The organism is Pseudorhodobacter sp. MZDSW-24AT (assembly GCF_002794355.1).
Classification (GTDB): domain Bacteria; phylum Pseudomonadota; class Alphaproteobacteria; order Rhodobacterales; family Rhodobacteraceae; genus Pseudotabrizicola.
The window spans coordinates 152,762-176,166 of record NZ_PGOI01000012.1 but is presented as its reverse complement, the minus strand read 5'-3'; the positions used below and the strand labels follow the sequence as shown (position 1 = coordinate 176,166).

The window sequence follows — 23,405 nt, the reverse complement described above, 5'->3', positions numbered from 1 at the left end:
TAACCCACGGGGGGCCGGGGGTGTGAAACCCAAGGTCCACCCTCAGCCAAAAAGCGTGCCCCATGCTTCTCGCCATCGATTGCGGCAATACCAACACTGTGTTCTCCGTCTGGGACGGCAGCCGGTTCCTTTCGACGTGGCGCATTGCCACCGATCACACCCGCACCGCGGATGAGTATTTCGTCTGGCTGTCGTCCTTGATGGCGATGACGGGCACCCGGGTTCAGATCACCCAATCGATCATTTCATCCACCGTGCCGCGTGTGGTGTTCAATCTTCGGGTGCTGTGCGACCGCTATTTCAATTGCCGGCCATTGGTGGTGGGAAAACCAGAATGCCGCCTTCCGGTGGCCCCTCGCGTCGATCAGGGCACCACGGTTGGGCCCGACCGCTTGGTGAATACGGTGGGCGCGCATGACCGCCATGGAGGCGATCTGATCGTCGTTGATTTCGGCACCGCGACCACCTTTGATGTGGTCGATACCGATGGCGCCTATGTCGGCGGGGTTATCGCCCCCGGTGTCAACCTTAGCCTCGAGGCGCTGCACATGGCGGCTGCTGCCTTGCCGCATATCGATGTGGCCAAGCCAACAAAGGCCATCGGCACGAATACGGTGGCTTGCATGCAGTCTGGGGTGTATTGGGGTTATATCGGGTTGGTCGAAGGCATCGTGCGCGAAGTGCGGCGTGAGCGGGACCGACCCACCAAAGTTATCGCAACCGGGGGGCTGGCCTCCTTGTTTGCCCAAGGCACAGATTTATTTCACAAGATCGAGGATGATCTGACCATGCATGGCCTCGTCCTGATCCACGACTACAACAAGGAAACCGCATGAGTTTGAACCGTCTGATCTATCTTCCCCTGGGTGGCGCGGGTGAGATCGGGATGAATTGCTACGTCTATGGCTACGGCCCGCAAGGCCGTGAACGATTGATCGTGGTCGATCTCGGCGTCACCTTCCCCGATATGGATGGCAGCCCGGGGGTGGATCTGATCATGGCCGATGTCTCGTGGCTTGAGGCGCGGGCCGACCGGATTGACGGTATTTTCATCACCCACGCCCATGAAGACCATATCGGCGCGCTTGGACTGTTGTGGCCCAAGCTGAAAGCGCAGGTCTACGCCCGCCGCTTCACCGCAACCATCGGACGGTTGAAGCTGGATGAGGTGGGGCTGCCTTTGGACGCTGTCACTGTGGTCGAGCCTCGTCCTGCGGTGGTCACGGCCGGTCCCTTCGAGGTGCAGTTCGTTCCGGTCAGCCATTCGATCCCCGAGGCGAGCGCGCTTGTGATCGACACACCGGCGGGCCGCATCTTCCACTCGGCCGATTTCAAGATCGACCACAACCCGGTGGTGGGCGAACCTTGGGATGATGAGGCGATCAAGGCAATTGCAGAAGAGCGCCCGATCAAGGCGCTGATGTGCGATTCCACCAACGTGTTCTCAACCCATCCGGGGCGGTCAGAATCCACTCTGGCGGCGCCGCTGCGCGAGTTCATCTCGAAATCTGGCGGTATGGTGGTCGCGACCACGTTCGGCTCCAACGTGGCCCGGCTGAAAACCCTGGCCGAGGCTGCGCGCGCATCCGACCGTTCGATTTGCGTGCTGGGACGCTCGATGCGGCGGATGCTGTCTGCCTCGGAAGAGACAGGGGTGTTGTCAGGTTTCCCGCGTCTGGTTTCGCCGGAAGAGGCGCTCGACATTCCGCGTGGCAATCTGATGCTGCTTGTGACCGGCAGCCAAGGCGAGCGGCGCGCGGCTTCGGCGCAGCTGAGCCGCGGCAAGTATCTGGGCTTGCAGATGAAAGAAGGGGACACCTTCCTGTTTTCGTCCAAGGTGATTCCGGGCAACGAGCGCGGCGTGCTGAAGATCATGAACGCTTTCTCGGAAATGGGCGTTGATGTCGTGGATGACTCCAACGGTCTGTATCACGTCTCTGGTCATGCCAACCGCCCGGATCTGGAGCATGTGCACCGCCTGCTGCTGCCCGATATGCTGATCCCGATGCATGGTGAGCACCGGCACCTGCGCGAACATGCCAAGATCGCCACCCAATCAGGCATCGCTGCGGCGGTGGTGACCAATGGGATGATGATGGATCTGACCGGCGAGGCGCCTCAGGTTGCAGAGCATATAGAAACCGGGCGGCTTTATCTGGATGGCAATGTGCTGATCGGCGCGTTGGACGGTGTGGTGCGCGATCGTATCCGGATGGCGCTGAACGGGCATGCCATGGTGACTGTCATTCTGGATGAGGCAGACGAACCCTTGGGAGAGGCCTGGGTGGAGCTTTCGGGGCTGCCCACCGTCGGGCGGGGCGAGCGCGATCTGGTGGAAACCTTGGAGGGTGATCTGACCGCTTATTTGGAAAGCGCCGGCACCAAAGTTCTGGCCGATGACGGCAAACTGGATGAAGCGCTGCGCCGAATCGTGCGACAGGTGTCGATGGAGGAAATCGGCAAGAAGCCCGAAGTGACGGTGGTGATCAGCCGCCTGCAAGCTGATTAGGCTTTGGTTGAATTGACATGAAAAAGGCCCTGCACTGTTGCAGGGCCTTTTTGGCTTTAACGAGGGTCTGTTCAGCCGTCCGTGCCGGTGGCGGGCTCGTCTTCGGCCTCGTCCTGGGTCACTGCGGTGATCTTGAAGCTGCGCAGGATGAAATCCGGCACGTGATCGCCCATGCCGACCACGGCATGGTCACGACGGTCGCGGCGATCGTCGCGCCGCTCGCTCCGGCGCTCGTCGCGCGCGGGTTCGTCACGGCGTTCGGTGCGGCGGTCTTCCCGGCGTTCTTCGCGACGGTCTTCGCGGCGCGGTGCCATCACCGGTGCCTCAGCGACACTCTCGGGGGCGGGCTGGGCGATGGGCTCCATGCTTGCAGGGGGCGCATTTTCATCGCGCTTTGGCTTGCGGTTGCGATCGCGTTCGCGCGATTTGCCGCGCCCTTCTCCACGCGCCTCACGGGGGCGATCCGAGGATGACTCATCCAACCCACTCAGCGCCCCCTCGGGCACTTCAGCGCGCGGGATTGCCTGCTTGACCAGCGATTCAATGGCGGTCAGATACTTTTCGTCATTCGGCACGGCGATCGAATAGGCTTTGCCCAAACGCCCGGCGCGCCCGGTGCGGCCAATCCGGTGCACGTAATCTTCGGGGTGTGAGGGCACGTCGAAGTTGAACACATGGCTGACGGCAGGGATATCCAGACCGCGCGCCGCCACATCCGACGCCACCAGCAGGTGGAGCGATCCGTCGCGGAACGCATCGAGCGTTTTCATCCGCTGAGACTGTTCCAGATCGCCATGGATCGGAGCGGCATTGAAGCCATGGGCCTTGAGCGACTTGGCGACCACATCCACATCCATCTTGCGATTGCAGAAGATGATCGCATTGGTGCAGGCCTCGCCTTCACCCTTGATCAGGCTGCGCAAGACCGCGCGCTTCTCGGTGAAGCTGCGGTCCTTGCGGGAGGGCGTGAACTGGACCAGCAGCTGTTCGATCGTGGCAGAGGTGGAGTTCTGCCGCGCCACTTCAACCTTGGCCGGGTTGGTCAGGAATGTCTTGGTGATGCGTTCGATTTCAGGCGCCATGGTGGCGCTGAAGAACAGCGTCTGGCGGCTGAACGGGGTCAGCTGAAAAATGCGTTCGATATCGGGGATGAAGCCCATGTCAAGCATCCGGTCGGCCTCATCGACCACCATGATCTCGACACCGGTCAGGAGGAGCTTGCCACGCTCAAAATGGTCGAGCAGGCGGCCCGGCGTTGCAATCAGCACATCCACGCCACGGTCGATCAGTTTGTCTTGCTCGCCAAAAGACACGCCGCCGATCAAAAGCGCCTTGGTCAGCTTGGTGTGCTTTGCGTAGGTGTCGAAGTTTTCGGCAACCTGAGCTGCCAGTTCGCGCGTCGGGCACAGCACAAGGCTGCGCGGCATGCGCGCACGGGCGCGGCCCCGACCCAGCCGGGTGATCATCGGCAGCGTGAAGCTGGCCGTCTTCCCGGTGCCGGTCTGAGCGATGCCAAGCACATCGCGCCCTTCCAGCGCAAAGGGAATGGCCTGCTCCTGAATGGGGGTAGGGGTTTCATAGCCGGTATCAATCACGGCCTGCAAAACGCGCGGATCAAGCGCGAGGTCAGAAAATTTAAGCATCAGCGTCCTTTGGATGCGGGATCGGCCCGCAAATCATGAAGAGGGACGCGACTGTTCCGGGCGCCCCGGCGTTATCCATCGTACATGGATCAAGAGTTCCTTAGCTTGAATACGCTGTGCGGTCAAGCAAAGCCCATCCGGCCGAGGTGAGGGGCGCATCAGGGCTGGGATGCCAAGGTTTCCTTGGCCGCGGCTACAGCCTCTGCCAATCCGTCAACCGGTGCGGTCAGCGCGACGGGTGCCGATGCGCTGTACGGAAAGAACTGCACATCAATCGCGGCATTTGCTGCAAGAGCGGCAAAATCGGCATCGGCAAACGGCATCATGGCGCGGCAGCCATCGGGGAAACAAACCTCAAACGGGATGTCGACCGACTTGTCAGCATAGACCACCCGTGCGCCCGGAGCCAGAGCGAGGCCCAAGGGCAGAGCCAGACCAAAGCGGAGATCTTCCGACGCTTTGGGAACGGCGACAAGCAAGGTTGCCATCTGCTTGCCCGTCCCTTCCTCGGCCAGCCCGCGCGACAGGGTGCAGAGATCTGGCTGGCATTGTGTTACCCAGCCTGTGTTGTCCTGAGAAAGAGCAGCGGTGGCAAAAAGAGCAAGCGGTATGACAAGCAACAGGCGTTTCAGCATAACGGGTCACCTTTTGGGGGGCTTTGACAGGACCGGTTGAGACGGGCGACTCCGCGCCCGTCTCGAAGTTTAAGAGCAGCTCAGGCCAGTTTGCAACGCCGCCGTTTGGCGGCCAGTGCACCCAGCCCTGCCAGCAGCAGCCAGCCAGCGGCAGGCAGCGGAACCGGATTTGGCCCCGGAGGGGGGACAATGATCGTGCCGCCGACGCCCTTGAAGGCAAAAAGGAAAGTCGGCGTGATTTCCCGGCCAGTGCCAAAGCCATTCTGGTCTGGGTCCAGCCCGGACCACCCCATGGAGTAGAGTTCTGCCCCGACCGCGCCCAGAGCCGCCAAGGCGGCCGTCTTGTTCGCGGCGCCACCATAGAAGATGTCGAAGCTGTAAGACTCTCCCGCAGCGATATCGGCCAATCCGAAATCAAACCCAGCCCCATGATCTGCCGTGCCGCAGGCGCTGAAATCGACCAGGACACCGCAACCGGGAGAAATGTTGCCCAGCGCGCCCGACAGCGGATCAGCATCGGCAAAACCGTCGTTGGAAGAGCCGATCAAAAGGCTCGTGGTTCCCGTGCCTTGGATGGTGACATATTCGCTGAATGGCGTTGGCGAGGTGTCCCAGTCCATCACACGGCGATAGACAAGACCGGTCGCTGCCGTTGCCCCGGTGTTGGCCACGGTCACGCGCACCCGGTAAAGATCGTCTGTCTCTGCCGCGAGCGCAAAGTCATGCGTGACCTGCACATCCGTTCCGGTGATCTGAACCACCGAAGTCGCTGTCGTCGCCGTTGATGTGAAAGACAGCGCGGTCAGGCCGCCGATCCCCGAGGCGTTGTTTGCATAGCCCGAGGTGCCATTCACGGCCAGACCCCACCCTTCGCACAAACAGCCATGCGACGTAGACTCATATTGGTTGCCCGTGCCATCAATCCAGCGAACACCAACCTCGGTTGTTCCGACAACGTCAGCTGTTCCTCCGCCCACATTCAATTGGCCGAGGGTGTCAACACCCAGAGAAACATTGCCGTTCGTGATTACGGCACCGGATGCCGCGAGCGGGGAAAACCCGATCGCCAGCGCAAGTGCCATCAGATAAGTCTTCATTCTATCCTCCCTTGACAATTACGTGTTCAGGCAAGTGACGCAGAAATCGCGACCGGCTTAAATCAGACTGACGCAGGGTTGGGTGTGGCAGCGAAATTCTGCGATAGGTAACGTCAGTGTGAACAAACGTTACTCCTGATTCCCTTATTTTCAAGGCTATTTTTCGATTGTTGCGCTCCAGTGGACAATCCTGCCTGTTCGAGAGGGATCGGCAAACAGCTTAGAATATTTCCTCTCATGTGTGCCTGCGACGCTGGTGAACGCGCCGTGCGAACGGGAGGGTGATGTGGCACAGAAGGAAAAGCACAGCCGTTTCCCGGACGTGTCCGAGGCGCTCTCCCTCACCGTTTTGGCGACATCTGTCGGCGCCGCATCGCACCCTTTGGTATGACCCGCTTGCGGGGCTTGGGGATCATCCGGGATGACGGAAAGCTTGATCTGGCGGAAGGTGAGGCTGTGCAGCGATCTGCCCGACGAACCGCCGTTGTGTCTTTGCTCCTCGCGCGCTTGCGAGGTTGACCGTCTTCGCCATCTTGCAGGGAATCTGTTCGGGCCCACAGAGTCCGGCTGGCCGCGGGGGCACGCGATCTGTGACGATGTGCATCCTCACATCCGCTTCCGTGACGCAGACGCCTCAGACACGCGCAGGGCAGATGATGCTTGGGGGGGCAGGAGTTAGCAGGGGTCTTGCCACTCCTGCCATTACACTGTGCCGCTGCCTGACCCTTCCCGCACGGTATGTAAATGGCCATCTGGGCGGTTTTGCTGTGCCGGTATCAGCAGGCCCGAGGGACTGTGCGGCGTGGATGAAGGCCGCTCTTGGGGGCGCGTGGCACCCCTTTGATCTTTGCAACGTTCAGAGACGGATCGGGGTGGCCTAGGGCCGGAATGCGGTCCATGCGCCAAGGCGCACCACCTTTGGCCCCCATCAGCTCTGGTCTTTCACCGTGATCACGGATGCGTTGTCCGAAAAATAGCGCAGCACGCCGGCTCCCCGCTTGGGGCGCACGGCGCGGGGTAAAACGGTGGTCAGACCATCATTTCCTTGGTCGCCGTCAACCGCAATTCGGGGTAATCGCGCACCACGCGGTCAATGTCCCATTGCAGGCGGGTGAGGAACACCACATCGCCATCATGATCTGTCGCGATATGTTGCTTGTTCACCGCGATCAGCTTGTCGACCTCGGCTTTCGGCCCTTGCACCCAACGCGCCGACGAAAACTGACTGCCTTCAAAGCGAACGGGCAGCGAATACTCTGCCTCGATCCGGCTGGCCAAGACGTCAAACTGCAACGCCCCGACGACGCCAACAATGAAGCCTGATCCGATCATCGGCTTGAAGACCTTGGCGGCACCTTCTTCGGCGAATTGCATCAGCGCCTTTTCAAGATGCTTGGCTTTCATCGGGTCACCGGCGCGCACACCTTGCAGAAGTTCGGGCGCAAAAGACGGGATGCCGGTAAAACGCAGGCCTTCGCCTTCGGTCAGCGCATCGCCGATGCGCAACTGGCCGTGGTTCGGAATGCCGATGATATCGCCTGCCCAAGCCTCTTCGGCCAGTTCCCGATCGGCTGCAAGGAACATCACCGGGTTTGCAATCGCCATCTGCTTTTTGCTGCGCACATGTGTCAGCTTCATGCCGCGTTCGAAATGGCCTGACGCAAGCCGGACAAAGGCCACGCGGTCACGGTGCTTTGGGTCCATATTGGCCTGCACTTTGAAGACCACGCCGCTGACCGCGGTTTCCTCGGGCGCGACCTTGCGGGTCGCAGTGGGTTGCGGTTGCGGTTCCGGACCATAGGTGCCGATCCCGTCCATCAGTTCCTTGACGCCAAAAGAGTTGATCGCGGACCCGAACCAGATGGGCGTCATTGAGCCGTTGAGCAGGGCCTCGCGGTCGAAAGCCGGTAACAGCTCTTTGGCCATCTCCAGCTCTTCGCGGAGTTTCGCCAGCGCTTCGGCCGGAACGTGTTCAGCCAGCTTCGGATCGTTCAACCCGTTGATCTGGATGGTTTCGGCCACCCGGTTGCGATCAGCGCGGTCCATCAGTTCCAGCCGGTCGTTCAGGATATCGTAGCAGCCAAGAAAATCGCGCCCAGAGCCGATTGGCCAGCTGGCGGGCGAGACATCAATGGCAAGGTTTTCCTGAATCTCATCGATGATCTCGAATGTATCGCGCGCCTCACGGTCCATCTTGTTGCAGAAGGTCAGGATCGGCAGGTCGCGCAGGCGGCACACCTCAAACAGCTTGCGGGTCTGGCTTTCCACACCCTTGGCGCCATCGATCACCATGACAGCGGCGTCCACCGCAGTCAGGGTGCGGTAGGTGTCTTCAGAAAAGTCGCTGTGACCGGGGGTGTCGACCAGATTGAAACGATAGTCGCGAAAGTCAAAGGACATCGCCGAGGCAGAGACCGAGATCCCCCGCTCTTGCTCCATCTTGATGAAGTCAGATCGCGTGCGGCGTGCTTCGCCTTTCGCGCGCACCTGACCTGCCATCTGGATGGCGCCGCCAAACAGAAGGAATTTTTCGGTCAGCGTGGTCTTGCCGGCATCAGGGTGCGCGATGATGGCAAAGGTGCGCCGGCGGGCGATTTCGGGCGGAAGGGAGGGGCGATTGGTCAACATGACGGCGCGTTTACCGCAAAGCGAAACGCCCGTCCATCACAGCTTGCGCCTACCTGTCGTCCGGGCCTCGGCGGGACGGCGCGTAAAGCGCCGTGCGTCCCAATGCATCGAGGAACTGGCGGCTCGCTTCGGTGCCGAAATGCTGCACATGCGCCAAGCCCGGAAACTGCGCCTTTACATCCTGCGCCATCTCGGAGGGCAGACGCGACAAGGTGGCATCGTTGACCATCAGGCTTTCGGCAGGGACACCTTCCGCGTAGATGATCTCGTGTCGGTCGAAGACCAGCGAGAAGTAGTCAACAAACCCCCCTTCGCGCTGAAACACCTGTTCGCCGTCGACCAAATGTTTTGCTTGCACCAAAAGTTCCGAAGTTTGCAATCCGGCCCGCTTTTGCCGCTGATAGAGAAAGATCCGGTGGTGGGGGCTGACGATCAGATCGCCCGCGTTGCCCAAGGTGCCCTCGGTGATCACCACGGGGGCAAAGGCGCCTTGTGCCCGCAGGGTGGCCTTGCCAAGCCAGCGCAGCGGCTGCGGGCCGTGATCGCGGGTCAACACCTTGTCACCAACGGACAGCGACTCGATTGGATGCTGGCGCCCATCCGCGAGGGTGATCATGGTGCCTCTGGCAAAGGACACGCACAGCAGATCGGCAAGCCGCACAGCCTCTGGCGCATCGTCGACGGCGACAAGCGTGTAATCAGAACTTGATGACATGGGCGACAAGGGCAGCACCAGCCCGACGCCACTTTCCAGCCGCATCAGCAAAAGATCGATCTTGTCGCCATCGGAGGCAATCAATGTGTAGCGTGCCTCCAGATCGATCGCTTCGCCGGGGTGACCGATCTGGCTGCCATCGGCCACCCGCTGCGTGTCTGGCCTCAGCGGTGTTTCATGCGACAGCATCAGCCGCAGGGGCTGGGTCGCGTCTTCCAGAGCATAGATGTCGCCCAGACAAACCTCATCCGCCGCGCCCAAGCCATCGCCGCCGTTGACCCCGTGGATGACATAAATGCTGTCAGCGCGGAACACTTGGCAGGCATGGCCGGGAAAGGCCGAGGCGTGTGGTTCTGGCGGGGTCATTCGAATACGTGCCTGTCCTGCTGTGCGGCACCCGCCCCCTCGGCCGCCTTAGGTTGAATTAGCCCGAAGGCCCTCTTGCGTCAACGCGGCAGGGACTGTTACCCACGTAGAACGGTGGCAGTCTGGGGGACAGGATGGATCTGGGGATCAAAGGCAAGCGGGCGCTGGTCTGTGCAGGCTCGAAAGGGTTGGGCCGGGGCTGTGCCGAAGCTTTGGCTGCGGCAGGGGTGGATCTGGTGCTGAATGCCCGTGGGGCTGAGGCGTTGGAGGCCACGGCTGCCATGTTGCGGGCGGCGCATGGGGTCCAGGTCGTGACCGTGGCGGCTGACATCACTGGTGATGCCGGGCGCGCACAGGTGCTTGAGGCCGCAGGTCATGTGGATATTCTGGTGACCAACGCTGGCGGTCCTCCTCCGGGCCTGTGGAGCGACTGGGAGCGGGCGGATTTCATCAAAGCGCTTGATGCCAATATGCTGACGCCCATCGCATTGATGACGGCTTTGCTGCCGGGAATGATCGACAAGGGCTGGGGGAGGGTTGTCAATATCACCAGCCAATCGGTCAAAGCGCCGATTGCACAGCTGGGGTTGTCGAATGCGGCCCGCACAGGGCTGACCGGCTATGTCGCGGGCACGGCGCGCCAAGTGGCGCCCCATGGCGTGACGATCAACAACCTCTTGCCGGGCATTCACGATACCGATCGCGCGACGGCGCTTGATGCTGGAGTGATGGCCGCGGAAGGGCTGACAGCGCAAGAAGCGCGGGCGCGGCGCGAGGCGACCATTCCGGCGCGCCGTTATGGAACGGCCGCCGAATTTGGGGCGGCTTGCGCCTTCCTGTGTTCAATGCATGCAGGCTTCATTGTCGGTCAGAACATCCTGCTGGATGGCGGCGCCACCAACGCCACGATCTGAACCCGCGCGGCGCCTTCTCAGCGCTGGGGATGTTTCGTCACAGGTGAGACCGGGCGCATACCCTTGCCCTGAGGCGGGGGGGCTGCTAGGGGAAGTTGACGAAAAAGCTAGGATACCCATGCAGCCTTCGCAGTCCCGCCTGATCGTAGATCGCCTGAGCCGGTCCTTCGGAGGACGCAAGGTGGTGGATGACGTCAGCCTTGAGGTTGGAGCCGGGCAGGTGACCTGCTTGCTGGGTCCGTCGGGCTGCGGGAAATCAACCACGCTGCGCATGATCGCCGGAGTGGATCAGCCGGGCGCGGGACGCATTTTGATTGATGGCGTCGAGGTTGCGGCGCCGGGGCGGCATGTGCCGCCAGAGCATCGCTCGGTTGGCCTGATGTTTCAGGATTTTGCCTTGTTTCCGCATCTGAGTGTTGCGGAAAACGTCGCCTTTGGCCTGAAAGGGGACCGCACGGCCCGGTTGCGGCGTGTGGACGAGTTGTTGGAGCGCGTCACGCTGAGCGGATTTGGCAGCAAGCATCCGCATCAACTTTCGGGCGGTGAGCAACAGCGGGTGGCCTTGGCGCGGGCCTTGGCGCCGCGACCGCGTGTGATGTTGATGGATGAGCCGTTTTCCGGGCTCGACAATCGGCTGCGCGATGGGATTCGAGATACGACGCTGGATATTCTGAAGGACGAGGGCGCTGCGGTGGTTCTGGTCACGCATGAGCCGGATGAGGCCATGCGGATGGCCGACGAGATTGCGCTGATGCGGGGCGGGCGGATCGTGCAAAGCGGCGCGCCCTATAACGTGTATAATGCCCCGGTCGACAAGGCCGCAGCCGCGTTCTTCAGCGATATCAACGTGATCCGCGGCACGTCGCGGGGGGCGCTGACAGAGACCCCCTTTGGCGCTTTTCTGACGCCCGGTCAGGAAGATGGCGCTGCGGTGGACATCGTGATCCGTCCTCAGCATTTGAAGATCGATTTTGACCGCGGTGGTCGCGGGCCGAACCCGACCCCGCAAGAGGGCACGCCCGCGCGGGGCAGTGTCATCCGCTCCCGCTATCTGGGGCGGGAAAGTCTGGTCGAGTTCCGCATGGCCTTTGACGGATCGACCCTGACCGCGAGCGTGCCGGGGGTGTTTTTGCCGAAGGTTGGCACTGTGTTGTGGCTGATGATCCGCCGGGACCGCTGCTTTGTCTTTCCCGCGCGCTGAGGTTCAGCTTTCGCCCGCCATATGCGCCCGGTAATCGGCCAAGGTTTGGCCAGGGCTGTCGGTGAAAGTTTCCTCTGTCTCGGCGATGGCCATGATGCGGTCTACGCGGAAACTGCGAAATCCATGGCGCTGCTCACACCACGCGGCAAGCGTCCAGACGCGGCCCGTGAGGTCGAGGGCCAAGGGCCGGATGTCGCGGTGGCTTTCGCGGCCTTCGGGATCGACATAGGTGAGCGTCAGCCGCTGGCGCGCTTTTATCGCGCGCCGCAAAAGCGGCACATGGCCAGCAGAGCGGTTGGTTTCCTTGCCGGTGAAGACAAACAGGTCATCGCTTTCGGCCTCGGGGGGGGCCGGCGTCACGCTTGCAATTTTCGTTGCCAGCACACGCGCGGCTCGGGCCAAGGCCGGGTCTGGCCCTTCGGCCACGAGGCGCACCCCGGCGCGCAGCGCCTCGAGTTCTGCTCCGGTCAGGATCATCGGCGGCAAGGTGATCGGGGCGCGCAGGATGTAGCCAACCCCGCGCTCGCCTTCGACCGGAAGGCCAGAGGCCATCAATGTGCTCATGTCGCGCCAGATGGTTCGAACCGAAACACCCAGACGGTCGGCCATCTCGCCCGCGCGGTGGAGCCGCCCGTCACGCAGGATCTGGATCAGGTCGAACAGGCGGTCGGTGCGGCGCATGGCAGGTCCGTTTGATAGGCAACTGACATATAGCTGTCAGGTATCTGAGTGCCTAGCCCCCGTCGCGTCCCTGAATCAGGCTAGGAACGCAGGCTTTGCAGCGTTAGTGAAGAACAACAGACAAGGGGTGGTGTGGTGCCCCGGTCAGCAGGAGGATTTGACATGCTGAACAACATCGGCCTTCCCGGCCTTCTTCTCATCGCGGTTGTTGTGCTCGTCCTGTTTGGGCGCGGCAAGATTTCCTCCTTGATGGGGGAAGTGGGCAAAGGCATCACGGCCTTCAAGAAAGGTGTGAAGGACGGCTCGGAAGAGATTGAAAACGCGTCGACAACGCCTGTGCGCGACGTCACGCCCGCGCCAGAAAAAGACAAGATCTGATCCGCCGTCCCGCCTGAGCGGAAAGGAAGACCTGCGCCATGTTTGATTTTGGCATGTCCGAATTGCTTGTCATCGGGGTGGTTGCGCTGATCGTGATCGGCCCAAAAGATCTGCCGGAACTGTTCCGCAGCCTTGGTCGGTTTACCGCCAAGATGCGCGGTATGGCGCGTGAGTTTTCGCGGGCGATGGAAGCGGCGGCGGATGAAGCCGGGGTTAAGGATGTGGCCAAGGATCTGAAAACTGCCACATCGGCCAAGTCGATGGGGCTGGAAGCGGTCAAGGAGGCGGCGTCTAAGTTTGAAAAATGGGACCCGCTGAAGAATGCGGCGCGGCCCACCGGCACGTCAGCGGCGCCGGCTTTGCAACCCGACCCGCAGGCTGCGCCTCCCGCAGAGTCTGCCACATCTGAGGCTGCCTCGATGGGACCTGCAACACAGGCGCTGGCCGAGGCAAAGGCGGCACGGCAGGCGATTGTTCAGGAGGCCGCGGAAAAGTTGAAGAAGCCCGCGCCGCCGATGGCGCCTGCTGACGCGACAGAGACGATCCTTGAACCGTCCCCCGCGCCTCACACACCAAACACTGACCGCACCCCCAAGGCCGAAGCATGACCAAATCCGATGAGATCGACGACAGCTCTGCCCCGCTGATCGAGCATCTGGCCGAGTTGCGCAATCGCCTGATCTGGGCGGTTTCGGCCTTTGTGGTGGCAATGGTTCTGTGCTTTTTGGTGGCGGAACCGATCCTTGCCTTTTTGTTGCGCCCGATCGAAGAAGCGATGCGCAATTTGGGAAATCCCAATCCCATCATGCAGTACACGGCGCCGCAGGAGTATTTCTTTACCTTGATTCATATCTCGGTGGTGGCGGGGCTGGCGGTGTCGTTTCCGGTAATTGCCTATCAGCTGTGGCGGTTCGTGGCACCGGGGCTGTATCGCAATGAAAAGAACGCGTTTCTGCCGTTCCTGATCGCCTCGCCACTTCTGTTCATCCTGGGCGGGGTGTTTTCGCACTATGTCGTGACGCCGCTTGCGATGGCGTTTTTCCTTGGCTTTGCGGATGCGACATCGGTGGTCTCGGCGCTGTTGCCGGTGCTGTCGGATGCGCCGATTGCGGATGTGCCGGTGGCCACGCCTTTGACCGAGGCTGTGCAAAATCAGGGCATCGAGATCGTGTTTCAAGGCAAGGTCAATGAAACGCTGGATATCTCGCTGAAGCTCATCATTGCCTTTGGTCTGTGTTTTCAGCTGCCGGTTCTTCTGACCCTGATGGGCAAGGCGGGGCTGGTGTCTTCGGCGGGGTTGGCGGGCACACGCAAATATGCGGTCGTGCTGATCCTGATCGTGGCCGCCTTGGTCACGCCGCCCGATGTCATGAGCCAGCTGATCCTGTTCATGGCTGTTTACCCGCTCTATGAGGTGTCAATCTTCCTGATCCGCCGGATCGAGAAGAAGCGTGAAGCCGAATTGCGCGCGCAAGGGCTTTGGGAAGACCCAGAGGCCGAGGAAGAAGACCACAAGGCATGACCGAAGACGCTTTGAACCGCATCGCCGCCGCGCTGGAGCGGCTGGCGCCACGCCCGCGCCCGGCGCCAGACTTCACGGCCGCCGATGCCTTTGCTTGGCACACCGACCCGGACAGGTTGGAGCCGGTGGCCAAGGTGGCCCGGGTCGATCTGTCGCTGCTGGTGGGTGTGAACCGCGCGCGCGACACGCTGTTGGACAACACGCGGCACTTTGCGCAGGGGCTGCCGGCCAACAACGCGCTGTTGTGGGGCGCGCGCGGGATGGGGAAGTCCTCGCTGGTCAAGGCGATCCATGCGGCGGTGCGCGCCGAAGGCCTGCCGCTGAAGATTGTCGAACTGGCGCGCGAAGACCTGCCTTCGGTGCAGCGCCTGCTCGCGCTTTTGCGTCAGGCTGATGCCCGGTTCATCCTGTTCTGCGATGATCTCTCCTTCAGCCATGATGACCAGCACTATAAATCGTTGAAAGCGGTGCTGGATGGCGGCATTGAGGGGCGGCCCGAAAATGTCTTGCTTTACGCAACCTCGAACCGGCGGCATCTGATGCCGCGCGAGATGATCGAGAATGAGCGGTCCAGCGCGATCAACCCGGCGGAAGCGGTGGAGGAGAAGGTTTCGCTCTCTGACCGCTTCGGACTTTGGCTTGGCTTCCATCCCTGTAGTCAGGACGATTATCTTGACATGATCCGCGGCTATTGCGCGGCGCATGGGGTGACGGTGGCCGAAGACCGGCTGCGCGCCGAGGCGATCGAATGGCAGGCCACGCGGGGCGCAAGGTCGGGCCGGGTGGCGTGGCAGTTCTTCTGCGATCTGGCGGCGCGCGAAGGGGTGCGGCTGTAGGTTTGCCGGAAAGTTCGATTGCAAAAGGCCCCGGAAGATCCGGGGCCTTTGCTGTTCTGGCAGAGCCTGATCAGTTGGTCGCAGCCGGAGCGGCTTCACCTTCCACGGCTGGCGACAGCGAGGCGATATAGGCCCAGACATCGGCCTGTTCCTTGGCATTGCCCAGCTTGAACGACATCTTGGAGCGTGCGCCGTTGTCATCCAGACGTGTCTTGAGGAACTTGGCCGGGTCCGCGACATATTCAGCAAAACTGGCTTCGTCCCAGACGAAACCGGTTGCGCCCAGGGCAACCAGCGACTCACCATAGCCGTTGAAATCGGCTTGGGTGCCGGCAGCGCGACCGGGCAGACCGTAAAGGTTGGGGCCGGTTTTGGCATTGCGGCCACCCAGAACCTTGCCCTCGGCATCTGCGATCACGTGGCAGGTCTGGCATTTGTTAAACACACGTTCCCCGGCTGCGGCATCACCGCTGGCGTCCTGCGCGAAAGCAGGCGCGGCAAGGGCAAATGAAGCGAAGGTCAGGGCAGTCAAAGCGCGTTTCATAGGGATCCTCCCAGAGGTTTATTTGGGGAAACATGGACCTGCTGCAGCAAAAAGCAAGTCACACCAAGGTACAGCACAACAAAATACAGTGTATGAACAAGCATGATACCGCGTCAGGCCACCGCATGCGCCAAGGCGCAGTGCCGCCACAAAGACGCAAGCGCTGTGACCAGATGGTCAATGTCGGCGTCGGAATGCAGCGGCCCCGGAGTGATGCGCAAGCGTTCGGTACCCTTGGGCACGGTGGGGTAGTTGATCGGCTGCACATAGATGCCCCAATCGTTCATCAGGATATCGCTGATCATCTTGCACTTGACCGGATCGCCGATCATCACCGGGATGATATGGCTGCCATTGGCCAGATGCGGAATGCCTGCGGCATCCAGCCGGGTGCGCAGGCGGGCAACACGCTCTTGCTGGGCCGCGCGCTCGTCCGACGACTCTTTCAGGTGCCGGATGGAGGCGGTCGCAGCAGCGGCAACGGCTGGCGGCAGGGCGGTGGTAAAGATGAAGCCGCTGGCAAAGCTGCGGATGAAATCGACCAAGGGCGCGGATCCGGTGATATAGCCGCCGACGCAGCCATAAGCCTTGCCCAGCGTGCCTTCGATCAGGTCGATGCGATGCGCGAGCCCTTCGCGCTCGGTGACGCCGCCGCCGCGTGGGCCATACATGCCCACGGCATGGACCTCGTCGATATAGGACAGCGCGCCATGGGCTTCGCAGACCTCGACGATTTCGCGGATCGGAGCCACGTCGCCGTCCATGGAATAGACCGACTCAAAAGCCACGATCTTGGGTCGGTCGCCCACGGCATGCAGCTTGCGGTCCAGATCGCGCCAGTCGTTGTGTTTCCACAGCACCTTGTCGGCGCGGGAATGGCGGATGCCTTCGATCATCGAGGCGTGGTTTTTCTCATCCGACAGGATGACGGCCCCCGGAATGCGCGCGCCCAGCGTGCCAAGGGCCGCCCAGTTCGACACATAGCCCGAGGTGAACAAGAGCGCCGCCTCCTTGCCGTGCAGATCGGCCAGTTCGCGTTCGAGCAGAATGTGGTGGTGGTTGGTGCCACCGATGTTGCGGGTGCCACCGGCCCCGGTGCCACAGGCGCGCACCGCGCTCACCATTGCCTCGACCACCTTCGGATTCTGACCCATGCCCAGATAATCATTGGAGCACCACACCGTCACATCACGCAGTTGCCCGTCCTTGTGATTGGCCGCGCGCGGGAAGTTGCCGCAGCTGCGTTCCAGATCGGCGAAGATGCGGTAATTGCCATCGGCTTTCAGCTGGTCCAGCTGGCGGGTGAAGAGGGCGTCAAAGTCCATGCGGGGTCTCTTTCAACGTCGTGTGCAGGGCTGGCTGGGGCTTGCCTTGCAATTGCGGTTTGCGCTCGGGCAGCATCCAGCGCCAAAGCTTCTGGTCGGGCAGGGGGATGACCATGAACCAATGCTCCAGAAGGGCGAGCAGGGTCAGGGCAGAGAGCAGCGTAAAGCCGATCAGCGCGCCGGGCGTAGAAGCGGCAGAGGCGCGTTCCAGCCAGCAATAGGAGGCATAGCTGAGCAGGGTGATCGAGAGCGGGAACACCCAGTTCATCGGCGCATGGCGGAAATGGCTGGCCAGATGCTGAAGCGGACGCGGCAAGAACTCGGTATGAATGCGCGGCACGCCGAAGAACAGGTTCAGCTTGGCCGAAATGCGCGCGAAGAACAGGATGGCAAAGGTCCAGAGTCCAAAGATGTTGGCTGCGTCTTGGGTCATCAATGCGATGGTGGCCAAAAGCGCGATCAGCACCAGTTCATGCCAAAGAATGGTCCCCACCGCACGTAAGAAGCGCAAGGGCAGGGACAGGTTTTCGGGGCAGGGCTTGGTGTTGGGGCCAGTGATGATGCCCGACAGAAAGGCAAGTTCGACCCAGGCCCAGACCGCGAGCGCCGAGAGAAAGGCCAGATAGGCCCCAAACGCCGAAGTGTCGGACAGGGTTTCATTCAGCCCGACAATCCCCGCCAGCAACAGCGGCAGTCCCAGCAGGACCGACCACAGATGCGCGTCATGGCCTTCGTTATCGGCACGCCGCACCCGCCACAGGATCAGCCCGGTGGAGATCCACCACAGGAAAATGGCTGACAGCGCGGCGAGCCATGGGTTAGTCAAGGACATACGTGGCCCCCCTGTGTCCAGAGGGGCCACGCGCGGCGGCGGGACGCGCCCATCCCGCTGCCGCAATCACCGCTTGCGCGGCGATCTGAAAGATCGCGGTCAATACGCTGGCTCCAGCCGCACATTTGCGGGGGGCGTCGTCTTGATGACCGGGATCGTGTAAAGCGAAACGAAGGCGGCAAGGGCGCGCGCCGTGCCCCAAGCCTTGGTCAGACGGCCTTTCGCGCCGCCCTGTTTTGCCCCGCGTTCCATATCCAGCATGGCCGCATTCATGCGGCGCAGGCCCGGAATCCAGCGCGGGTGGTCGATATCCAGCTCCACCGGAAACACCTGCCGTGCGATCGCCGATGTCTTGCGGAACACTTCCTGGTCATACCAGTCGATATCGACGCCCAGCGCGTCGTGGAAATCCACGCGGGCGTGATCGCGCACCCACATGGTGGAATAGACCGCCGTCAGGAAAAAGCGGATCCACAGCTTGTTCTGCCAGCTTTGCGTCAGTTTTGGATCGGTGCGCATCAGAAGGGCAAAGGCCTCGCCATGGCTGAACTCGTCATTGCACCATTCGCGGAACCATTTGAAAATGGGGTGGAACCGGTGTTCGGGATGCGCCTCAAGGTGGCGATAGATGGTGATGTAGCGCGCGTAGCCGATCTTTTCCGACAGGTAAGTGGCGTAGTAGATGAACTTGGGCCGGAAATAGGTGTATTTCTTGGCCTTGGTCAGAAAGCCAAGGTTCACCGCAACGCCCGCTTCGCGCAGCGCATCATTGATGAAACCGGCATGCCGCGCCTCATCACGGGCCATGTAGTTGAACAGCTCGCAAATGTCGGGATTGTTGCCGCGGCGTTTCATTTCCTTGTAAAGCACGCAGCCCGAGAATTCGGCCGTGCAGGAGGACACCAGAAAATCGATGAACTCGGCGCGCAAGGCAGGGTCCATACCGGCCCAGTCGACGTGATCCCAGTCGGCGTTCTTCTTGAAGTGGCCCTTGTTCGGGTCTGACCTCATCTGCGCGATCAGCACGTCCCATTCGGCGCGGACGGGGGTGACGTCGATGCGGTCCATCTCGTCGAAATCGGTGGTGTAGAACCGTGGATTCAAAAGCGTGGTGTCGGTGGCCATCGCGGTGGTGTCGAACTTGCCCGACAGTTCGGCGTGCAGTTCGCCATGCGTGGTGTCGTGAGACGCGTCTTTCATACCGTCAACTCCTCGGAAAAGGAGAATTCGCACAGCTCCATGAAGTCGAAATCGCCCGTCATCCGCACCCATTGGCGTTCCAGCCATGTGGCGCGGGTGATGGTGGCGACACGGTCTTCGATGACGAGCTCGCCATAGGCGGCCAGCACCGGCGCGCCATGCACAAGCACCTCGTCCCCCGGATGCACCACGGCGCCATTGTTGAAACGGACGTGGGCGTGCAGGGCCTCGAACCGGTGGCTGACCTCGACGGTGCAGGGCACCTGTTCCTTCGCTTTGGTGAAAAATCCCATGATCTTGGTTCCCTTATTTTGGTTGGTCCAGCAGCCGTTCGAACGCGGCTTTGTTGTCGCCGCCAAAGGCATAAAGCTCGGCGCTCCAGCCCGTGGTCGGGTCTTCGGCCACAAGACGGCCGTTGTCGTAGCGCACAATCCTCAAGGGTGGATTGCCCGTAACCTTGGCGACCAAGCGCGCACGCGCCATGGCCGACTGGATCACGGTGATGAAACCGCCATGCGGCAGATCCATCAGCAGGGTGCCGTCAGCATCGCGGACCACAACCGCCTGTGCTGACTTGCCTTCAAGAACCAGCCACCGCTCTGACACGGCGGTTGCGGCTGGCGGAACGCCCACATGCGGGCGGTTGGTCAGAACCGAGAGCGTGACGATGGCCAAGGTGATCATCGCAAGGGCGAACATGGCCCACAGAAGAACACGCGGGATCATCTCGCGCTCGGGCGAGGGACGGTCGGCAAGGCTGCGAAGCTGGGCCATGGTGCGCCTCTTATTCTGCGGCCAAGACGGCACCCACGGGGGCCATCGTCACGACAGGTTCGTTCAGTTTGGCCTGTGCCGCATCGGCAAGCAGACGGGCCACGTTCTGCGCATCAGCGATGCAACGCAGCGCGGGCTGTGTTTGCTTGGCAAAGCCGGGGCGTAGATGTGGCCAGAGCACCGCAAAAGACAGGCGCGCGCCTTCGGTGATTTCAAGCGCGATGGTGCCGGTGCCGCCGGGGCGCAGATCCAGCCGCGCGGTGCCGATCCGCAGGAAGGGAATGGTATAGGTGATGGGCAGCGCCGCCCCGATCCGCAGGATCACCCGCGCGCTGGTGATGGTGTAGATCGACGCCCGTGCCTGCGCAAAGGCCAGAAGATAGACCACGGCGTAACCCGCAAGCGCCAGAGCCAGATAGGGCAGGCCGGTCGCAACCATCAGTGCCGCGCCGCCATCCGCATAGGCCCCGCCTGCGCGCCAGACCACGATTGCCAGCATATAGGCGGCGATCCAGTTGATCTTATAGGCTTCCCGCGCAAGCGCCATGGCCTGCGGTTTGCCCTGCCAGAGGATCTCTTCCCCCTTTGGCAGTCCGGCCGGAACGCCGGGCATCAGTTCAAAGTCGAAATCGCGATTGCGGTCTGACATCTCAGACCCTCCGTATGTGCGGGTAAGACGGGGCGGCGCGGGCGCGCGCCGCCCCCCTTGCGTTCAGTTGCCGTATTTGCGACCCGTCGCATACATCCAGCCCGAAGCGACATAGGCCGAGATTTTCTCTTCCTCGAGCTTGGTCACGGTGGTGAGCGACTTGGTCGGCGGGATGTTGGCGAATTGGTCCGAGGTGATGGCGCGCACGCGAACACGATCGGCCCAGATCCGCGCCAATGTCATCGGGATCAGACGGCGCTCGCCCGAGTTCAGCTCGACCTCAAGGTAGCGCACCATCTGCTCGGGCGCGTCGACCCACATGTCGCTGATGCGGCCCACCACTTCCAGATCGGCGGCTTGAACCGGCAGGCCGCGCGGATCGCGCCCTGCGCTGACCGCAAAGCCCTTGGCCATCGCCATCGGCACGATCTTGGCATGGCCATGACCGTCCAGCTCGGGCTCGTCCCGACGCGGCGCCCAAGAGGCGGGGCCGACGCCATCCAGCATCGGGTTGCCGGTGGGGGCATGCGGGAAGCCTTCAGAGACGGCGGTGCGGGCCAAGGCAAGATCAGTGCGGCGATGTTCGGCTTCGTTCTGCACCGAAGGCACGGTCACGCTGCCTTTGCCATTCGGCAACAGAAAGGTCTTGGGCTTGGGCACAGGGAAGGGGCCCTGGTTCGGCGCGGGCAGGCCATCCTCGGTCTCCAGCGGATAGCCTTCGCGCATGTTTTCGGTTTGCAGGTAATAGATCAGCAGGGCGAAAAAGCCCCAGAACAGCCAGATCGACAGGCTTGCCAGATCAAAGTTACCAAAGAAGTTTACGCCAACCATGGATTGGTCCTCCGTTCATTCAGGTTGGGAATTCGGCAAGGGCCAGTTTGCCCCCGTCGGCGTCCGGTTTCGGTGGGGTCAGGATGCCGACCTTGACCAGCGGGCCAAGGACGACAAGGGTTGCAAAAAGCAACCCGATCTCAAGGTGATAGACGGCCGAATAGCCGATGCTCGGGTCGGTCAGCGCGCCCAGCTTGCCGCTGGTGGCCAGATGGCTGACGACATCGCGCAAGGTGCCGCCGATCAGGATGGCAAGGCCTGCCGCCGTTGCTTGCGCGGCGCCCCAAGCCCCCAGCGCAAGCCCCGCCCCCGCCATGCTGCGCGCTGGCATCGTCATGGCGGCGGTCAGGGTGGAGATGCCAAAGAGCCCGCCGCCAAAGCCGATGCCAAAAGCCCCTGCGTAAAAGATCAGGGTGCTGTCCAGCGGCGCCGCAAAGATCACGCAGGAGAAAGCCGTGATCCCGGCCAGAATGCCGCGTGCGGCCATGCGGTAAGGATCCAGCCCGCGCGTCAGCCAGCGCGCCGCCAGCAAAAAGCCGATCAACGCCCCGCAGGCCCAAGCGGCGGTCAAGAGCGTGGTCGCCCCGACCGACAGGCCCAGAATCTCGCCGCCATAGGGCTCCAGCAGCACGTCCTGCATCTGAAACGCCAGCGTGCCCAGCACCACCACCGCCAGCAATCGCCCCGCCGTGCCGCCTGCCAGCAGATCGCGCCAAGCATCCCGGAACTGTGGGCGCGGCGCGGCGCGCTCTGCCTTGGTCATCGGCGCCACTTTCTCCTGCTTCCACAGCGCGATGATGTTCAGCACAAGCGTGGCTGCCCCGCAGCCCTGCACCACGCGCACCAGCGTGATGGGGTCATAGTCGCGCAAAAGATAGCCCACGATCACCGCCGAGACGCCCATTCCCACCAAGAACATGATGTAAAGCAGCGCCACCACGCGGGGCCTTGTTTCATCGCTTGCCCTGTCGGCAGCCAGCGCAAGCCCCGCCGTTTGCGTCATGTGCATTCCAAGCCCGGTCATCAGGAAGGCCAGCGCCGCCAGCATCTCACCTGCCCAAGCCGGGCCATGGATCTGGTCGCCCGACAGCACGATGAGCGCGAAAGGCATGACGGCCAGCCCGCCCATCTGCCACAGGCTGCCAAACCAAAGGTACGGCACCCGCTTCCAGCCAATCGCGCTGCGATGGGTGTCGCTGCGATGGCCCAGAAAGGCGCGGAACGGCGCCACCAGCACCGGAATGGCAATCATCAACGCCACCAGCATCGCCGGGATCGACAGCTCGACGATCATTACCCGGTTCAGCGTGCCCAAAAGCAGCACCGTCGCCATGCCCACTGACACCTGAAACAGGCTCAGCCGCAGAAGCTGGCCCAAGGGCAGCCCCTCGGACGCTGCATCGGCAAAGGGCATCCATCCGGCCCCCAGCTTTGCAATGTCCTTCTTGCGCAGGATCATGGCCGGTACTCCAGACATTCGCTGATATAGAACCCGCGGCTGACCCGGTTGACGCGCGACAACCCCGGCCCGGCTGATTTCGCAAGGCTGTCAAAGGCATGCGGGATCATGGTGGGTGAGCGATCCGCGCGTGGAAACAGCTTACCGGCGGTGAAAAAGGTCATCAGAAACGGTGTGCGCGGGGCCACGGTGAACACGATCTTGCCGCGCGTGCGCTGCCCCAGCCGTTGCAAGATGCTGATGATATCCGCCGCCCGGTAATAGATCAGGCTGTCCATCGCGATCACATGGTCAAAGCTGCCATGGGCGTCGTCGGTCATATCGCCCGCGGCAAAGGTCACCCGCGGGCGGAACCGCGCTTCGAGCCTCTCTTCGGCAATGGCGATCAGCTGCGGCGAGATATCCACCGCCACCACATCCGCGCCGCGCCGCGCCAGTTCTGCCGTCATCAGCCCGGTGCCGCAGCCTGCGTCCAGAACCCGCGCGCCCGTCAGATCGGCCGGCAGTTGCGCCAGCATGATCGCGCGCATCTCATCCCGCCCCATGCGCACGGTCTGCCGGATGCGGCTGACCGGCGCGTCAGAGCACAAACGCTCCCACACTTTGGTGGCGCTGCGGTCGAAGTAATCCTCGACCCGGGCTCGGGTGGTGGAATAGTCGGACATG

At 62.1% G+C, this 23,405-nt stretch carries 25 protein-coding genes; 9 read left to right on the top strand and 16 right to left on the bottom strand.

Annotated elements, in window-relative coordinates:
- The first annotated feature begins 62 nt into the window (after positions 1-62).
- Together CUR21_RS16390 and CUR21_RS16385 are read left to right on the top strand one after the other, a co-directional pair.
- Positions 63-836, top strand: coding sequence for a type III pantothenate kinase (locus tag CUR21_RS16390; RefSeq protein WP_100198144.1), 774 nt, complete (start codon positions 63-65; stop codon positions 834-836).
- Positions 833-2,509: a ribonuclease J gene (locus CUR21_RS16385; RefSeq protein WP_100198143.1), complete on the top strand. Its 1,677-nt coding sequence runs from the start codon at positions 833-835 to the stop codon at positions 2,507-2,509. Before CUR21_RS16390 ends, CUR21_RS16385 begins: the two co-directional genes overlap by 4 nt.
- A gap of 71 nt (positions 2,510-2,580) precedes the next feature.
- On the opposite strand, the gene CUR21_RS16380 is transcribed toward CUR21_RS16385, so the two are convergent.
- From CUR21_RS16380 to CUR21_RS16370, 3 genes are all read right to left on the bottom strand, one after another.
- A complete protein-coding gene (locus CUR21_RS16380) occupies positions 2,581-4,152 on the bottom strand; it encodes a DEAD/DEAH box helicase (RefSeq protein ID WP_100198142.1) in 1,572 nt (523 codons plus the stop codon).
- Positions 4,153-4,310: 158 nt separating this feature from the next.
- The gene (locus CUR21_RS16375; protein WP_100198141.1) at positions 4,311-4,787 is read right to left on the bottom strand and encodes an invasion associated locus B family protein; all 477 of its coding nucleotides are present in this window, start codon (positions 4,785-4,787) and stop codon (positions 4,311-4,313) included.
- An 80-nt stretch (positions 4,788-4,867) separates the two neighbouring features.
- Positions 4,868-5,884 (bottom strand): VPLPA-CTERM sorting domain-containing protein, encoded by a 1,017-nt coding sequence (locus CUR21_RS16370; protein WP_100198140.1) that lies wholly within the window; start codon positions 5,882-5,884, stop codon positions 4,868-4,870.
- Positions 5,885-6,480: 596 nt separating this feature from the next.
- Here CUR21_RS16370 and CUR21_RS19085 point away from each other — a divergent pair.
- Complete coding sequence (locus CUR21_RS19085) at positions 6,481-6,765, top strand: transglutaminase domain-containing protein (protein ID WP_100198139.1); 285 nt, start codon at positions 6,481-6,483, stop codon at positions 6,763-6,765.
- 148 nt (positions 6,766-6,913) lie between these two features.
- On the opposite strand, the gene CUR21_RS16360 is transcribed toward CUR21_RS19085, so the two are convergent.
- Both CUR21_RS16360 and CUR21_RS16355 read right to left on the bottom strand, forming a co-directional pair.
- Positions 6,914-8,512, bottom strand: coding sequence for a peptide chain release factor 3 (locus CUR21_RS16360; RefSeq protein WP_100198138.1), 1,599 nt, complete (start codon positions 8,510-8,512; stop codon positions 6,914-6,916).
- Positions 8,513-8,561: 49 nt separating this feature from the next.
- On the bottom strand, positions 8,562-9,593 hold the full coding sequence (locus tag CUR21_RS16355; protein WP_100198137.1) for a Hint domain-containing protein: 1,032 nt from the start codon (positions 9,591-9,593) through the stop codon (positions 8,562-8,564).
- Between the two features lie 134 nt (positions 9,594-9,727).
- On the opposite strand from CUR21_RS16355, the gene CUR21_RS16350 reads away from it, so the two are divergent.
- Complete coding sequence (locus CUR21_RS16350; RefSeq protein WP_100198136.1) at positions 9,728-10,507, top strand: SDR family oxidoreductase; 780 nt, start codon at positions 9,728-9,730, stop codon at positions 10,505-10,507.
- 118 nt (positions 10,508-10,625) lie between these two features.
- The gene (locus tag CUR21_RS16345; protein WP_100198135.1) at positions 10,626-11,708 is read left to right on the top strand and encodes an ABC transporter ATP-binding protein; all 1,083 of its coding nucleotides are present in this window, start codon (positions 10,626-10,628) and stop codon (positions 11,706-11,708) included.
- A gap of 3 nt (positions 11,709-11,711) precedes the next feature.
- On the opposite strand, the gene CUR21_RS16340 is transcribed toward CUR21_RS16345, so the two are convergent.
- Positions 11,712-12,389, bottom strand: a complete 678-nt coding sequence (locus CUR21_RS16340) for a YafY family protein (RefSeq protein ID WP_100198134.1) — start codon at positions 12,387-12,389, stop codon at positions 11,712-11,714.
- A 162-nt stretch (positions 12,390-12,551) separates the two neighbouring features.
- On the opposite strand from CUR21_RS16340, the gene CUR21_RS16335 reads away from it, so the two are divergent.
- The 4 genes from CUR21_RS16335 to CUR21_RS16320 are packed head-to-tail and all read left to right on the top strand — an operon-like array spanning position 12,552 to position 15,125.
- Positions 12,552-12,767 (top strand): twin-arginine translocase TatA/TatE family subunit, encoded by a 216-nt coding sequence (locus tag CUR21_RS16335; RefSeq protein ID WP_100198133.1) that lies wholly within the window; start codon positions 12,552-12,554, stop codon positions 12,765-12,767.
- 38 nt (positions 12,768-12,805) lie between these two features.
- Positions 12,806-13,375 (top strand): Sec-independent protein translocase protein TatB, encoded by a 570-nt coding sequence (gene tatB, locus CUR21_RS16330; RefSeq protein ID WP_100198132.1) that lies wholly within the window; start codon positions 12,806-12,808, stop codon positions 13,373-13,375.
- Positions 13,372-14,289, top strand: coding sequence for a twin-arginine translocase subunit TatC (locus CUR21_RS16325; protein ID WP_100198131.1), 918 nt, complete (start codon positions 13,372-13,374; stop codon positions 14,287-14,289). The genes tatB and CUR21_RS16325 overlap by 4 nt, the downstream gene beginning before the upstream one ends.
- Positions 14,286-15,125 (top strand): ATP-binding protein, encoded by an 840-nt coding sequence (locus CUR21_RS16320; protein ID WP_100198130.1) that lies wholly within the window; start codon positions 14,286-14,288, stop codon positions 15,123-15,125. Before CUR21_RS16325 ends, CUR21_RS16320 begins: the two co-directional genes overlap by 4 nt.
- A gap of 70 nt (positions 15,126-15,195) precedes the next feature.
- Here CUR21_RS16320 and CUR21_RS16315 read toward each other — a convergent pair whose 3' ends face one another.
- From CUR21_RS16315 to bchM, 10 genes are all read right to left on the bottom strand, one after another.
- Complete coding sequence (locus CUR21_RS16315) at positions 15,196-15,669, bottom strand: cytochrome c family protein (protein WP_100198129.1); 474 nt, start codon at positions 15,667-15,669, stop codon at positions 15,196-15,198.
- A gap of 113 nt (positions 15,670-15,782) precedes the next feature.
- Positions 15,783-16,994 carry a 5-aminolevulinate synthase gene (hemA, locus tag CUR21_RS16310; protein ID WP_100198128.1) on the bottom strand — a complete coding sequence of 404 codons (1,212 nt, stop codon included), beginning with the start codon at positions 16,992-16,994 and terminating at the stop codon, positions 15,783-15,785.
- Positions 16,984-17,826 (bottom strand): putative photosynthetic complex assembly protein PuhE, encoded by an 843-nt coding sequence (gene puhE / locus CUR21_RS16305; RefSeq protein ID WP_100198127.1) that lies wholly within the window; start codon positions 17,824-17,826, stop codon positions 16,984-16,986. The genes hemA and puhE overlap by 11 nt, the downstream gene beginning before the upstream one ends.
- Positions 17,827-17,925: 99 nt before the next feature.
- Positions 17,926-19,026 carry a magnesium-protoporphyrin IX monomethyl ester (oxidative) cyclase gene (gene acsF / locus CUR21_RS16300; RefSeq protein WP_100198126.1) on the bottom strand — a complete coding sequence of 367 codons (1,101 nt, stop codon included), beginning with the start codon at positions 19,024-19,026 and terminating at the stop codon, positions 17,926-17,928.
- A complete protein-coding gene (locus CUR21_RS16295; RefSeq protein WP_100198125.1) occupies positions 19,023-19,319 on the bottom strand; it encodes a hypothetical protein in 297 nt (98 codons plus the stop codon). Before CUR21_RS16295 ends, acsF begins: the two co-directional genes overlap by 4 nt.
- A 13-nt stretch (positions 19,320-19,332) precedes the next feature.
- A complete protein-coding gene (gene puhC / locus CUR21_RS16290) occupies positions 19,333-19,800 on the bottom strand; it encodes a photosynthetic complex assembly protein PuhC (RefSeq protein WP_100198124.1) in 468 nt (155 codons plus the stop codon).
- Positions 19,801-19,810: 10 nt separating this feature from the next.
- Entirely contained in the window at positions 19,811-20,449 is a 639-nt protein-coding gene (gene puhB / locus CUR21_RS16285) for a photosynthetic complex putative assembly protein PuhB (protein ID WP_100198123.1), read from the bottom strand.
- Between the two features lie 63 nt (positions 20,450-20,512).
- Positions 20,513-21,280, bottom strand: coding sequence for a photosynthetic reaction center subunit H (puhA, locus tag CUR21_RS16280; RefSeq protein WP_100198122.1), 768 nt, complete (start codon positions 21,278-21,280; stop codon positions 20,513-20,515).
- Positions 21,281-21,299: 19 nt separating this feature from the next.
- Positions 21,300-22,739: a PucC family protein gene (locus CUR21_RS16275; RefSeq protein WP_100198121.1), complete on the bottom strand. Its 1,440-nt coding sequence runs from the start codon at positions 22,737-22,739 to the stop codon at positions 21,300-21,302.
- The gene (gene bchM, locus CUR21_RS16270) at positions 22,736-23,404 is read right to left on the bottom strand and encodes a magnesium protoporphyrin IX methyltransferase (protein WP_100198209.1); all 669 of its coding nucleotides are present in this window, start codon (positions 23,402-23,404) and stop codon (positions 22,736-22,738) included. The genes CUR21_RS16275 and bchM overlap by 4 nt, the downstream gene beginning before the upstream one ends.
- Position 23,405: the final 1 nt, after the last annotated feature.